The 13,316-nt window shown below is 72.7% G+C and carries 13 protein-coding genes; 5 read left to right on the forward strand and 8 right to left on the reverse strand.

Features of this window, described 5'->3' with window-relative positions; translation table 11 throughout:
* Nucleotides 1–270: 270 nt before the first annotated feature.
* From ACIQFX_RS24580 to ACIQFX_RS24595, 4 genes are all read right to left on the reverse strand, one after another.
* Nucleotides 271–1,392 carry an LLM class flavin-dependent oxidoreductase gene (locus tag ACIQFX_RS24580; protein WP_402467099.1) on the reverse strand — a complete coding sequence of 374 codons (1,122 nt, stop codon included), beginning with the start codon at nt 1,390–1,392 and terminating at the stop codon, nt 271–273.
* Between the two features lie 112 nt (nt 1,393–1,504).
* Complete coding sequence (locus ACIQFX_RS24585; RefSeq protein ID WP_402467101.1) at nt 1,505–2,266, reverse strand: SDR family NAD(P)-dependent oxidoreductase; 762 nt, start codon at nt 2,264–2,266, stop codon at nt 1,505–1,507.
* A gap of 14 nt (nt 2,267–2,280) precedes the next feature.
* A complete protein-coding gene (locus tag ACIQFX_RS24590; RefSeq protein ID WP_402467419.1) occupies nt 2,281–3,201 on the reverse strand; it encodes an LLM class F420-dependent oxidoreductase in 921 nt (306 codons plus the stop codon).
* Between the two features lie 81 nt (nt 3,202–3,282).
* Nucleotides 3,283–4,500, reverse strand: coding sequence for an amidohydrolase family protein (locus ACIQFX_RS24595; protein ID WP_402467104.1), 1,218 nt, complete (start codon nt 4,498–4,500; stop codon nt 3,283–3,285).
* Nucleotides 4,501–4,734: 234 nt separating this feature from the next.
* Between ACIQFX_RS24595 and ACIQFX_RS24600 the strand changes: the two genes are divergently transcribed.
* Nucleotides 4,735–7,983, forward strand: coding sequence for a BTAD domain-containing putative transcriptional regulator (locus ACIQFX_RS24600; protein WP_402467108.1), 3,249 nt, complete (start codon nt 4,735–4,737; stop codon nt 7,981–7,983).
* 222 nt (nt 7,984–8,205) lie between these two features.
* Entirely contained in the window at nt 8,206–8,397 is a 192-nt protein-coding gene (locus ACIQFX_RS24605; protein WP_402467111.1) for a hypothetical protein, read from the forward strand.
* 217 nt (nt 8,398–8,614) lie between these two features.
* Here the strand turns inward: ACIQFX_RS24605 and ACIQFX_RS24610 are convergent, their stop codons facing one another.
* Nucleotides 8,615–9,373: a GntR family transcriptional regulator gene (locus ACIQFX_RS24610; RefSeq protein WP_402467113.1), complete on the reverse strand. Its 759-nt coding sequence runs from the start codon at nt 9,371–9,373 to the stop codon at nt 8,615–8,617.
* Between the two features lie 105 nt (nt 9,374–9,478).
* Between ACIQFX_RS24610 and ACIQFX_RS24615 the strand changes: the two genes are divergently transcribed.
* The 3 genes from ACIQFX_RS24615 to ACIQFX_RS24625 are packed head-to-tail and all read left to right on the forward strand — an operon-like array spanning nt 9,479 to nt 10,325.
* Nucleotides 9,479–9,745 carry a hypothetical protein gene (locus tag ACIQFX_RS24615; RefSeq protein ID WP_402467116.1) on the forward strand — a complete coding sequence of 89 codons (267 nt, stop codon included), beginning with the start codon at nt 9,479–9,481 and terminating at the stop codon, nt 9,743–9,745.
* Nucleotides 9,742–10,050 (forward strand): hypothetical protein, encoded by a 309-nt coding sequence (locus ACIQFX_RS24620; protein WP_402467118.1) that lies wholly within the window; start codon nt 9,742–9,744, stop codon nt 10,048–10,050. Before ACIQFX_RS24615 ends, ACIQFX_RS24620 begins: the two co-directional genes overlap by 4 nt.
* The gene (locus ACIQFX_RS24625) at nt 10,047–10,325 is read left to right on the forward strand and encodes a hypothetical protein (protein WP_402467121.1); all 279 of its coding nucleotides are present in this window, start codon (nt 10,047–10,049) and stop codon (nt 10,323–10,325) included. The genes ACIQFX_RS24620 and ACIQFX_RS24625 overlap by 4 nt, the downstream gene beginning before the upstream one ends.
* Before the next feature lie 44 nt (nt 10,326–10,369).
* On the opposite strand, the gene ACIQFX_RS24630 is transcribed toward ACIQFX_RS24625, so the two are convergent.
* From ACIQFX_RS24630 to ACIQFX_RS24640, 3 genes are all read right to left on the reverse strand, one after another.
* Nucleotides 10,370–10,906 carry a hypothetical protein gene (locus ACIQFX_RS24630; RefSeq protein WP_402467124.1) on the reverse strand — a complete coding sequence of 179 codons (537 nt, stop codon included), beginning with the start codon at nt 10,904–10,906 and terminating at the stop codon, nt 10,370–10,372.
* Nucleotides 10,903–11,445 (reverse strand): matrixin family metalloprotease, encoded by a 543-nt coding sequence (locus tag ACIQFX_RS24635; RefSeq protein ID WP_402467127.1) that lies wholly within the window; start codon nt 11,443–11,445, stop codon nt 10,903–10,905. Before ACIQFX_RS24635 ends, ACIQFX_RS24630 begins: the two co-directional genes overlap by 4 nt.
* 229 nt (nt 11,446–11,674) lie before the next feature.
* Nucleotides 11,675–13,231 carry a FadD3 family acyl-CoA ligase gene (locus ACIQFX_RS24640; protein ID WP_402467422.1) on the reverse strand — a complete coding sequence of 519 codons (1,557 nt, stop codon included), beginning with the start codon at nt 13,229–13,231 and terminating at the stop codon, nt 11,675–11,677.
* Between the last annotated feature and the right edge of the window lie 85 nt (nt 13,232–13,316).

Raw genomic sequence — 13,316 nt, forward strand, 5'->3', positions numbered from 1 at the left:
CTCCCCCACCCACCGACCCGCGCCGGCCCGTCGGGCCACCCCCCGCACCACGCCCACCCCGGCCTGCGCCCACCCCGTTGTGGGCAATCGTCCGCCAGGGGCGTGGGGGGCCAGGACGGGCGGGCGCGGCCCCGACGGCTGCGGGCCCGGTGGCTGCGGGCCCAGGCGGGCGCGGCCCCGGCAGGTGCGGCACCGGTGGGTGCGGCACCGGTGGGTGCGGGGCACGGCGCAGGGTGCGGGCCCGGGGGTGCGGGCCCAAAACCCGGGGGGTCAGGTGGTGGATTGGCGGAAGCGGGTGGTGCGGTGGACGGGGTCGGTGTCGATCTTGGGGATGACGTGTTCGCCGATGAGGCGGATGGAGTTCATCGTGTCCTCGTAGGAGATGCCGATGGGGAGCCCGAAGGAGAGCTGGTCGGCCCCGGCCTGCTCCCAGCGCTTGCACTGGGCGAGGACTTCGGAGGGGTCGCCGCAGATCATGAGCTCTTCCTGGATGAGGAGTTCGATGATCTCGGCGGAGTACTCGGGGAGGAGTTCGGGCCACTCGGGGACGCCTTCGGGCCGGGGGAAGGTGTCGTGGTAGCGGAAGAGGAGGGACTGGAGGTAGTTGAGTCCGCCGCCGACGGCGATCTCGACGGCCTTGTCGTGGGTCTCGGCGCAGATGGCCGTGGAGGTCACCATGACGTTGTCGTTGACGAAGTCGCCGATGGCCTTGGCCTCCTTGATGGCCGTCTTGTAGGACTCGACGACCCATTCCATGTCGGAGACCTTCTGGACGCTGAAGCCGAGGACGCCGAGGCCCTTCTTGGCGGCCATGGCGTACGAGGAGGGGGATCCGGCGGCGTACCACATGGCGGGGTGGGACTTGCCGTACGGCTTGGGGAGGACCTTGCGGGGCGGGAGTGACCAGTGTTTGCCCTGGAAGCCGGCGTACTCGTCCTGGAGCCACATCTTGGGGAACTCGGCGATGGTCTCTTCCCAGAGTTCCTTGGTGTGGTTCATGTCGGTGATGCCCGGCATGAATCCGAGGATCTCGTGGGAGCCCGCGCCGCGCCCGGAGCCGAACTCGAAGCGGCCGGCGGAGAGGTGGTCGAGCATGGCGACCTTCTCGGCGACCTTGACCGGGTGGTTGACCGGGGCGAGGGGGTTGAAGATGCCGGAGCCGAGGTGGATGCGCTCGGTGGCGTGGGCGAGGTAGCCGAGGTAGACGTCGTTGGCGGAGAGGTGGGAGTACTCCTCCAGGAAGTGGTGCTCGGAGGCCCAGGCGTACTTGAATCCGGACTTGTCCGCCTGGATGACGTACTCGGTCTCCTCCATGAGGGCCTTGTGCTCGGCTTCGGGATCGGTCTCGGCGCGCTTGCCGACGTATCCCTGTACGAAGATCCCGAATTCCAAGGGGGTTCACCGTCCTCTTGTTTCTGACGATCCGTCAGATCTGTGATGTGCCCGACTGTCGCACCGCGGGCGGGCGCGGTCAATACCCGGCGGGGCAATACCTGACGGTAAGTCAGAGAAGGCTCACGCCCGCCAGCCAGCCGCCGTCGATCACGAACGGCTGCCCGGTGATGTATGCCGAGTCGTCCCCGGTCAGGAAGAGCGCCAGGGCCGCCACCTCGTCCGGGCGGCCGATCCGCCCGAGCGGGACGAGCTTGCGGTAGAGCTCGGCCGTGGCCGCCGGGTCCACGCCCTCCGGGTTGCTCATCGGGGTGTCGACGGCGCCCGGGCAGACCGCGTTCACCCGGATCCCCTGCGCGGCCAGTTCCAGGGCCGCGACCCGGGTGAGCCCGAGGACGGCGTGCTTGGAGGCCGCGTAGGCCCCGACCCCGGCCATGCCGGTGAGACCGGTGTACGAGGCCGTGTTCACGATGGTGCCGCCGCCGGCCGCCGCGATCTCGGGCGCGACCGTGCGGATGCCGAGGAAGCAGCCGGTCTGGTTGACCGACACGACCGCCTGGAACTCCTCCAGGGGGGTGGAGAGCAGTGGGTTGAAGCGGAGGATGCCGGCGTTGTTCACGAGCCCGTCGATCTTCCCGAAGCGGCCCTTGGCGACGGCCACCGCGGCCGCCCATTCCTCCTCCCGGGTCACGTCGAGGTGGACGAAGACCGCCCGCTCCTCGCCCAGTTCCTTGGCCAGCGCCTCGCCGGCGTCGTCGAGGACGTCCGCGAGGACGACCTTCGCCCCCTCGGCGGCGAAGAGGCGCGCCTCCTGCTCGCCCTGCCCGCGTGCCGCTCCGGTGACGAGGACGACCCGCCCGTCGAGCTTGCCCATGCCTGCCACGCTCCTCAGTTCAGGTGGGGGGCGACCTCCGCGCCGAAGGCCGCCATCTGGTCGGCGAGTTCGGTGCGGCTCCGGGACCGGAACCGCACCTGGATCTGGTGGACGCCCATCTCCCCGTACGCCCGCAGGGAGGCGGCGAGCTCCTCGGGCCGGCCGCTCAGGGTCCGGCGGCCGACCTCCCAGCCGGGCGTGCCGACGTACAGCGCCTCGGTGATCGCGCCGACCGTGATCGGCTCCTCGATGCCGGCCTCGGCGCGGATCGCGCGCAGCCGTGCGATCTGCGCGGCAAGCTTGTCCCGCGGGTCGCCCTGCGGCAGCCAGCCGTCCCCCTTGAGCGCGGCGCGGCGCACGGCGGCCGGCGAGGAGCCGCCCACCCAGAGCGGGACCCGCTCCTGTGCGGGCCGGGGCAGCTGGCCGAGGTCCTTGAACGCGAAGCGCTCGCCCAGGTGCTCGGGGTACTCCTCCGGCCCCAGGGCGGCCCTCAACGCGTCGAGGGTCTCGTCGAGCACGGCTCCCCGGCGCGCGAAGTCCACTCCGAGCGCCTCGAACTCCTCCTGCACATGCCCGGCGCCGACCCCGAGGACCAGCCGCCCGCCGGAGAGGTGGTCGACCGTCGCGTACGCCTTGGCGGTGACGAGCGGATGCCGCAGTCCGACGACGGCCACGTGGGCGAGGAGCCGGACCCGTTCGGTGGCGGCCGCCAGGAAGGACAGCGTGGCCACCGGGTCGTACCAGACCGTGCTCATCGCCGCGGCCAGCCGCCGGGGGATGGCCACGTGGTCGCAGCTCGCGAGGTAGTCGAAGCCGTGGGCCTCGGCGGCGCGGGCCACGGCGAGGAGGTCCGCCGGGCCGGCGTCCGCCTCCCACGGTTCGGCGTAGAGGCCGGACTGCGACTGGACGGGCAGCTGCATCCCGTAGACGACCATGGGAACCCCCTTGATCTGACGTACCGTCAGGTATGAGCGGACGAGGGTCATGCTCGTACCTGACGGCTCATCAGACAAGGGTTACGGTCGCCAGAGCCCCTCCGGCGTCAGTCCGAGCAGGTCGATCGCGTTGCCGCGCACGATCCGCTCGACGACGTCGGGGGCCAGGTGCCCCATCTGGGCCTCGCCGACCTCGCGGGACTTGGGCCAGGTGGAGTCGGAGTGCGGGTAGTCGGTCTCGTACAGGACGTTGCCCGCGCCGATGGCGTCGAGGTTGCGGAGCCCGAAGGCGTCGTCGAAGAAGCAGCCGAAGACGTGGCCCGCGAAGAGCTCGGACGGCGGGCGCAGCACCTTCTCGGCGACCCCGCCCCAACCGCGGTTCTCCTCCCAGACGACGTCGGCGCGCTCCAGGATGTACGGGATCCACCCGATCTGCCCCTCCGCGTACATGATCCGGAGGTTCGGGAAGCGCTCGAACTTGCCGCTCATCAGCCAGTCGACCATGGAGAAGCAGCAGTTCGCGAAGGTGATCGTGGAGCCGACGGCCGGCGGCGCGTCCGCCGAGGTGGACGGCATCCGGCTCGACGAGCCGATGTGCATCGCGATGACCGTGCCGGTCTCGTCGCACGCCCGGAAGAACGGGTCCCAGTGGTCCGTGTGGACCGAGGGGAGGCCGAGGTGCGGCGGGATCTCGGAGAACGCCACCGCCCGCACCCCGCGCGCCGCGTTGCGCCGCACCTCGGCGGCGGCGAGCTCGGGGTCCCAGAGCGGGATGAGCGTGAGCGGGATCAGCCGGCCGTGCGCCTCCGGCCCGCACCACTCCTCGACCATCCAGTCGTTGTACGCCCGGACGCAGAGCAGCCCGAGCTCCCGGTCGCCCGCCTCGGTGAACGTCTGCCCGCAGAAGCGGGGGAAGGTCGGGAAGCACAGCGCGGACTGGACGTGGTTGACGTCCATGTCGGCCAGCCGCTCGGGCACGGAGTACGAGCCGGGCCGCATCTGCTCGTACGTGATGACTTCGAGCCGTATCTCGTCGCGGTCGTAGCCGACGGCGGTGTCGAGCCGGGTGAGCGGCCGGTGCAGGTCCTCGTACACCCACCAGTCGCCGATCGGCCCCTCGTCGCCCTTCGCCCCCATGACCGGGGCGAACTTCCCGCCGAGGAAGGTCATTTCCCTCAGCGGCGCGCGGACGATCCTCGGTCCGGTGTCGTGGTACCGCGACGGGAGCCGGTCCCGCCAGACGTGCGGGGGCTCCACGGTGTGGTCGTCCACCGAGATGATCTTCGGGAAGGTCTCCATGCGCTTCACGGTAGCGCTGATCTGACGACCCGTCAGCCAGCGGGACGCAGAACGCCCCTCCACAACGCCCACACGACAACGGCACGGCAGCCTTACGGCGCGCGCACGGCCGCCGTACGGCGGCCGCATCACGCCCGCACTACGGCCGTACTACGGTCCACCCGATGCTGACGGGGCCGCTCCGGACAAGGCAGACTGTCCTGGGCGAAACCAGCGGTAGGGGCAGGGGGAGCGATGGACCGTGAGAACGGGCCGCGAGTTCCGGCGCAGCGGGCTCCGAGCACCGGCGCGACCGGCGCCGCGGGCACGGCCGACGTCGCGGGCACGGACACCGCCGCGGGACGAACGGACGCCGTGACGGGCAACGACACCGTGACGGACCCGGGCGCCGGGACGGGAACGGGCGCGGTGACGGGCGCGAGGCCCGAGACCGGTGCGGGTCCGGAAGTGGGCACGGTCGCGGGATCCGGCGCGGGCGCGGAGACCGGCGCGGGAGCGGGCTCAGGTGCAGGCCCGGAAGCGGGCACGATCACTGGTTCCGGCACGGATTCCGGCACGGATTCCGGCACGGGCGGCTCCGACGCCCCCGGGCTCCTCCGCTTCGGGGTGCTCGGGCCCGTGCGGGCGTGGCGGGACGGCGAGCCCGTACCCACCGGATCGCCGCAGCAGCGCGCACTGCTCGCGGCCCTCCTGCTGAGGGGCGGCCGGACGGCCACCGCCCACGAACTGATCGACGCCCTGTGGGGCGAGGAACCGCCGTCACAGGCGCTCGCCGCGGTGCGGACGTACGCCTCCCGCCTGCGCAAGGCGCTCGACCCGAAGGTCCTGGTCAGCGAGTCCGGCGGGTACGCGCTCCGCACCACTGCCGCCGCGCTCGACGTCTCGACCGCCCAGGAACTGGCCGCCGAGGCCGAGAAGCTACGGGCGGGCGGGGACCGGGCGGGCGCCCGCGAACGGCTGGCCGCGGCCCTCGACCTGTGGGACGGCGAAGTGCTGGCCTCCGTGCCGGGGCCGTACGCCGAGACGCAGCGGGCCCGCCTGGAGGAGTGGCGGCTCACGCTCCTGGAGACCCGCCTGGACATCGACCTGGAGGTCGGCGCGCACGCGGAGGCCGTCTCCGAACTGACCGCGCTGACCGCCGCGCACCCGCTGCGCGAGCGGCTCCGCGAACTGCTCATGCTCGCCCTCTACCGCAGCGGACGGCAGGCCGAGGCGCTCGCCGTGTACGCGGACACCCGCCGGCTCCTCGCCGACGAACTCGGCGTCGACCCCACGCCCGAACTCTCCCGGCTCCAGCAGCGCATCCTCCAGGCCGACGCCGAACTCGCCCGCCCGGTCGAGGAGCCCGCCCCGGCCGCCGCACCCGTCGCCCGCCCCGCCCAACTGCCCGCGACGGTCCCGGACTTCACCGGCCGCGCCTCCTTCGTACGGGAACTCGGCGCCCGGCTCGCCACCGCCGAGGGCCACGTCATGGCGGTCTCCGCGCTCGCGGGCATCGGCGGCGTCGGCAAGACCACGCTCGCCGTGCACGTCGCCCACGAGGCCCGCCCGCACTTCCCCGACGGCCAGCTGTACGTCGACCTCCAGGGCGCCGGCAACCGCGCCGCCGCGCCCGAGACGGTCCTCGGCTCGTTCCTCCGCGCCCTCGGCACCGCCGACTCCGCCATCCCCGACTCCCTCGACGACCGGGCCGCGCTCTACCGCTCGACGCTCGACGGCCGGCGCGTCCTGGTCCTCCTCGACAACGCACGTGACGCGGCCCAGATCCGCCCGCTGCTTCCCGGCACGGCGGGCTGCGCGGCGCTCGTCACCAGCCGGATCCGCATGGTCGACCTGGCGGGCGCGCACCTGGTGGACCTGGACGTGATGTCCCCGGAGGAGGCGCTCCAGCTGTTCACGAGGATCGTGGGCGAGGAGCGGGTCAAGGCCGAGCGCGAAGCGGCCCTCGACGTCGTCGCGGCCTGCGGTTTCCTCCCGCTCGCCATCCGCATCGCCGCGTCCCGCCTGGCGGCCCGCCGCACCTGGACCGTCTCCGTCCTCGCCGCCAAGCTCGCCGACGAGCGCCGCCGCCTCGACGAGCTCCAGGCCGGCGACCTCGCCGTCAAGGCCACCTTCGAACTCGGCTACGGCCAGCTCGAACCCGCCCAGGCCCGCGCCTTCCGGCTCCTCGGCCTCGCCGACGGACCCGACATCTCCCTCGCGGCGGCCGCGGCGGTCCTCGACCTCCCGGCCTGGGACACCGAGGACCTCCTCGAAGCCCTCGTCGACACGTCCCTCCTCGAATCGGCCGCGCCCGGCCGCTACCGCTACCACGACCTCGTCCGCCTCTACGCGCGTGCGTGCGCCGACCGCGACGAGCAGCCCCCCTCCGAGAAGGAGGCCGCCCTCTCCCGCCTCCTCGACTTCCACCTCTCGACCGCCGCCCGTGTGTACGCCATCGAGCGCCCCGGCGACCGCCTCGTCGACCACCTGGAGCCGACGGCGTACGACGGCCTCACCTTCACCGACCGCCACGCCGCCCAGGACTGGCTCTACGCCGAGGCCAACTCCCTCCTGGCCACCGTCCGCCAATCCGCCTCCTCCCCCGCGACCCTGCGCCGCGGCGTGGACCTGCTCTGGGCGTCCCTCGACCTCGCGGAGTCGGGCGCGAACTCGAAGGAGTACGAAGCCGTCGCGACGGTGCTGCGGGAGGCGGCGCGGGTGGCGGGCGACGTACGGGCCGAGGCCCGTGCCGCCAACACCCTGGCGTACGTCCACCACTACCAGGGCCGGTTCGAGCAGGCGGACAGGGAAGCCGACGTCGTCATCCGCATGGCACGTTCCGTGGAAGACCCGCTTCCCATCTGCTGGGCCCTGAATGCCAGGGGAGCCATCGCCCACTACCAGGCCCGTTACGAGGACGCGGCCACCCATCTCACCCTGGCCATCGCCGGGTTCCGGACCGCCGAGGACCGGGCGGGCGAAGCCGCCGCGCTCTGCAACCTGTCCCGCATCCACCTGGCGGCGGGCCGCCGGGCCGACGCCGTCCGCATGGCCCGGCAAGGGGCCGACATGTACGACGAGATGGGCCACGCGCTGAAGGGCGCCAACGGGCGCTACGCCCTCGGGCTCGCCCTCACCGAGAGCGGCGAGCTGGCCGCCGCCGGGGAACAGCTCCGCGGGGCACTGAGCGTGTTCGTCGACAGCCGCCAGCGACTGTGGGAGGGCATGACGCTGTTCCGCATCGCAGAGGTCGACATGGCCGCCCAGCGGTACGGCGGCGCCGCCGCCCACGCGGAGAAGGCCCTCACCGTCCTGCGGGGCATCGGGGGCGACTGGCGGCGGGGCAACGTGCTCACCGTCCTCGGCCGCGCCCTGAACGGCATCGGCCAGTCAGGGCGTGCGCAGGTCTGCTGGCAGGAGGCCCTGGATATCTACGAGGAGTTGTCGGCCCCGGAGGCGTCCGAGGTCAGAGCGCTGCTGGCGCCGGCGGCCACGGCCTGACGGCGCCTCCCCCGAAGGGCGTTCATCATTCGTTTATCGCCCCCGGGCAGAGTTGTCCTCAACGATCCGTCGCGTCGGGGGGCAGACGGGTCGCCGGTGAGGTCATCACCCGCACGCACTAGGGTGAGCGGCCCCGAGGAGCCCGTCCGACCGTCCAACGGGGGAACAGCCGGACGGGCTCCACCCACCAGCACCCGCAGCACCCATCAGGAGGGGCACGCCATGGGCGACATCAACGCCACCAACCCGGTCACCGGGCCGGACAACCTGCACATCACGGGTACCGAGACCGACCAGATCGGCACGAAGAACCTGCACATCACCTCCGAGCCGGCCGACGCCATCGCCGACAAGGTCCTCGGAGACGGCGCGTCCACCGACAACCTGCACATCACGTCGGAGCCGGCCAAGTAGACCATTCCCGACGGGGAGAACGGCCGCGGCGGCGCCATCGGGGGAGCTGCCGGGGCCGACCAGGGAGGTCCGGTCGACGGGGGAGCACACGGGCTCGGGGGACGCCCGACGGAACCAGGGGGGATCCGTCCGGGCAGGGCCCGTGCGCAACGCGATCGGACCACCGCGAAGAGGGGCCGGGCAGACGCCCGGCCCCTCTTCGGCGTACCCGCATCCCCTACGCCGGGTCCACCCCGAACTCGTACGCCACTTCCCAGCGCACATCGGCTACGACGATGTCCGCCGTCTCCACCGGGCGCCCCTCCTCGTCGTAGTACGTACGCTCGATCAGCAGCACCAAGTCGCCGAGGCTGATGCCGAGGAGGTTCGCCTGCTCCTGCGTGGCGCGAGAGGGGCGCGGGACCTCGACGGCGGTCTCGATGTGCACGCCGATGGAACGCATCCGCTCCACCACACCCGCACCGGCCAGCGGGCCCATTTCCGGGAGGACGACCGGGGTTTCGCCGGTGATCGCCATCGGCTCCCAGGACTGCGAGAGCTGGACCGGCCGGCCGTCCGCCAGGAACTCGTACCGCGTGACGACGCAGAGGTCACCGGCCTCGATGGCCAGCCGCTCGGCGATGTGCACGGGCGCCGGTGTCCGGGCCTCACTGCGCGCCTCCCACGTGCCCGTACGACCCTGCTCCCGCATGTCGGCCCGGAAGGGGGATCCGCCTCGGCGCCCTCGGTGACGCGAGCGCACCATCCGAAGGCGCTCCCGGGGGCTGCGGACGTACGTACCCGAACCGGCCCGGCCCTCCAGCAGGCCCTCGACGATCAGCCGGTCCATGGCCCGCTGCGTGACATTGCGCCCGACGCCGTACTCCTCGGCGAGTTGGGCCCTGGACGGCAGTCGTTCGCCGACGGGCCACTCGCCCGCGACGATCCGCGCGCGCAGCGCGTCCGCGATCTGAAGGTAAGGCGCCTCACGCGGCATGGTCGGCTCTCCGTTCACCCGGCTCGGGATTGGCAAGTTACTGCATCAGGTGAAATCTACTGGAGTGGCAATTCGCTCTGTAGGCATCTCACCACAGGGGGTCCTGTGCGCCTGCCCAAAGCGCGCGCCGTGGCGATCGCGGCACGACTGAAGGCCATCACCGGCCACGAGGCTCGGCTCTCCGAGGCGACCGGCGGCATCCGCGTCGTGGCATCACTGCCGGAAGAACTCACCACGCAATCGCGGGGCTTGATCCTCCTCGTCCTGGCCGACGCCGACCGGTTCGGCCACGAGGTCACCACCGACGGCTCATCCGTATGGGTCGAGATCGGCACCACCTCCCTCGACTCGGCGGAGGTGCCTCCCGAATGACCTCCCTCCTCACCCGCCTCGCCACCCGCGCCCGCGCCCTCCTCGCCCCCACCGGCCGCCACCGCGCCCGACCGCCCGGACCACCGCCCCCGGCTCCACCGACTCCCCCTCGCTTCCGGCCCGCGCCGACCGTGCGGAGCTGGTACGGGCCTCTCGACGGGACGGCGACCGCGCTCGTACGGCCCTATCTCAGGGCCCACGAGCAGGGGCAGGCCGTGCGGCTGCGGCGGCAGGTCGTGCTGCTGGCCGCCACGTACGGCATCGACCTCGACGACCGTGTGATTCACCCTCTGGAGGCAGCATGAAGACGCCGCGCCTGCTCCCCTGGGCCGGGCCCGACGGGAAGCCCTGTCACCTGATCGGCGACGGGACGGGGCGGCTGGCCCGGCTGGCCGATCAGGTGGAGACCGTGCAACTGGGGCTCGCCCGGCAGACCCTGGAGCGCGCCCGCGCCGCGCTCGATGGGCCGCCGCCCGGGACCGGGGAGCTGCGGCTCCTGGCCGGGCAGCTCAGTGACGCCTTGCGGGACGCCCTGCTGATCGCCGAGTGCCGGGCGCCGTCCGCGCCCACGGGCGAGTGAGCTGCTCCTGTGGGCGCCACCGGCTCTGCCGTGGTGACCGGCACTCACGCACCCTCGGCGCATGCCTTGTTCGGTGGGGCGGTGGCGCCGCGGGACACGTAGGCCCTCCAGCGGTCGAGGGAGGAGTCCGGTTCCTGCTTGGCGTAGCGGGTGTAGCCGTCGCCGTAGGCGGGGTCGGGGGTGTAGCCGACGATGTAGGTGCGGCCGGGATGGAGGACGGGGTAGAGGGGGTCGTGGCTGGTGTAGCGGCCGTGGGGGTCGCGGCCGACGCCCTGGCCGAGGGTGAGGGTGGTGGGGACGCTGCCCTTGAGGGGGTGGAGGACGCGGAGGCGGACGCGTTGGATGCCGCCGGGGCCGCCGTCGGTGTCGGGGTCGTAGCCGACGGACTCCTCGACGGTGGCGTAGGCGAGGTGGCTCATGGCGGCCGGGACGTACGCGTCGTGGGAGAGGTCGGGGAGGCAGAGGGCGTGGACGGGGGCCCGATCGGTGGTGAAGGCGTCCGTGGCGGCCCAGCCGGTGGCGCCGAGGACGAGGGCCCCGGCGAGGGCCAGGCCGGCGGTGCGCATCGGCTTCGTGGTCATTTCCACAGCTTCCGGTAGTTCGCCTCGTCGCGGTGCGTGGGCTCGGTCGGCGGGTTGTCGGGGACCTTCGTCCACATCACGGAGGCCCAGGTGTCGGGCTTGTGGCACAGGCCGAGGGCGTGGCCGAGCTCGTGGACGGCGACGTGGCGGCGGGAGTCGCGGTCCTTGTAGCGGCCGTCCAGGTAGTAGGAGTTCAGGTAGATGTAGTCGACGCCCGGTTTGCCCTGCCAATAGCCTCCGTGGCCGTCGGCCTTGGAGTAGTCGCGCCATTCGAGGTCGTTGACGTTGCCGGCGCCGTCGGCGGCGATGTTCACCAGGCCGAGGGACCAGACCTGGTTGGCCCAGGTCAGCGGGTCGTTGTACTTGCTGTCGTCCTCCCAGCGGAGCTCCTTGCCGTCCACGCTGGAGTCTCCGCGGGTCTCGGACTCGCCGGCGACGCACGGCGCGGGGTCGACGGCCGCCGTGCGGGCGCCGTGCGGGCTGAGCAGAAGGCCGGAAGCCAGGGTCACGGCCGCCGCCAGGGAAGCCGCTGCCTTCATGACGTGCTCCTCGCGCGATCTCCGGACCGGATCTCGGAGCGTATCCGCAGGTCCGGGGCCGGGTGGGCGCGATACGCCCGGCGTCACCCGGCCGGGCGAGCGCGGCCGGGAGCGCGTTCCGGGCGTCGGCGGGCGTCGGCGGGCGTCGGCGGGCGTACGAGCCCAGGCCGACGGGCCTCTGGAGGCGGCGGCGGCGAGTTCGCCGCCGGCCCGCCCCCTCCCCCGCCGGTCAGCCGGACTGCCGGGCCCGCAGCTCCCCCTTGACCACCTTGCCGCTCGCGTTGCGCGGGAGTTCGGCGACGAACTCGACCCGGCGGGGGACCTTGTAGTTGGCCATCTCGCGGCGGGACCAGGCGATGAGGTCGTCGGCGGTGACGCGGGAGCCGGGGCGGCGGACGGCGAAGGCCTTGCCGACCTCGCCGAGGCGGGGGTCGGGGACGCCGATGACGGCGACGTCGGCGATGTCGGGGTGGAGGCCGAGGAGTTGCTCGATCTCGGCGGGGTAGGCGTTGAAGCCGCCGACGATGAACATGTCCTTGAGGCGGTCGGTGATGCGCAGGTTGCCGGCGTCGTCGAGGACGCCGACGTCGCCGGTGCGGAGCCAGCCGTCGGCGTCGACGGCGGCGGCCGTCGCCTCCGGGTCCTCGAAGTAGCCGCGCATGACGTGGTGGCCGCGGACGAGGACCTCGCCGGTCGGGGAGAGCCGGACCTCGGTGTCGGGGATGGGGCGGCCGGAGGTGGTGGCGACGGTGGCGTCCGGGTCGTCGCGGCGGCACATGGTGACGATGCCGCTCGCCTCGGAGAGGCCGTACGCGGTGAGGACCGTGCCGATGCCCAGCTCCGTGCGGAGGCGTTCGACGAGCCGGAGGGGGACCACGGCCGCGCCCGTCACGACGAGGCGGAGGGAGGAGAGGTCGTGGGCGGCGCGGGCCGGGTGGTCGAGGAGGGACTGGTGGAGGGTGGGCGGGCCGGGGAGGACGGTGATGCGTTCGGCGGCGATGTTGGCGAGGACGGTGTCGACGGTGAAGACGGACTGGGGGACGATCACCGCGCCGCGCATGAGGCAGGCGAGGATGCCGGCCTTGTAGCCGAAGGTGTGGAAGAAGGGGTTGACGACGAGGTAGCGGTCGCCCTCCCGGAGGCCGGCGAGCTCGGACCAGACGGCGTAGCAGCGCAGGGACTGGGCGTGGCCGATGACGGCGCCCTTGGGGCGGCCGGTGGTGCCCGAGGTGTAGATGATGTCGGAGGGGTCCTCGGGGTCGATGGTGTCGGCGCGGGCGCGGACGCGGGCGGCGGGTATCCGGTCGCCTTCGGCGAGGAAGGCCTTCCAGGTGGTCCAGCCGGGTTCGTCGGGGGCGGTGTCGCCGAGGACCACGGCCTTCTCCAGGTGCGGGAGTTCGACGCCGGAGCGGCGCAGGGAGGCCACGTACGAGGTGCCGAGGAAGGTGCCGGTGACGAAGAGCAGGCGGGCCCGGGAGCGCTGGAGGACGTAGGCCGCCTCGGCGCCCTTGAAGCGGGTGTTCAGGGGGACGAGGACGGCGCCGGCGGTGACGGCGCCGAGGGCGGAGACGATCCAGTCGAGGGTGTTGGGGGCCCAGATCGCGACGCGGTCGCCGGCCCGTGTCCCGTTGGCGAGGCAGGCGGCGGCGGCCCGTTCGACGCGTTCGCCGAGTTCGGCGTAGGTGACGCGGACGCGTCCGTCGACGACGGCCTCGCGTGCCCCGTACCGTTCGGCCGCCGCCCGGACGAGACCGGGGATCGTGGCCCACTCCAGGTCACCGCGCATGTCCATACCCAACCTCCCTGTAGCTGACTATCCGTCAGATTAGAGGTAGCCTGACGCGCTGTCAGCAGTACTGCCCCATGAGGAG

This window comes from Streptomyces sp. NPDC093089, from assembly GCF_044754405.1.
GTDB lineage: Bacteria > Actinomycetota > Actinomycetes > Streptomycetales > Streptomycetaceae > Streptomyces.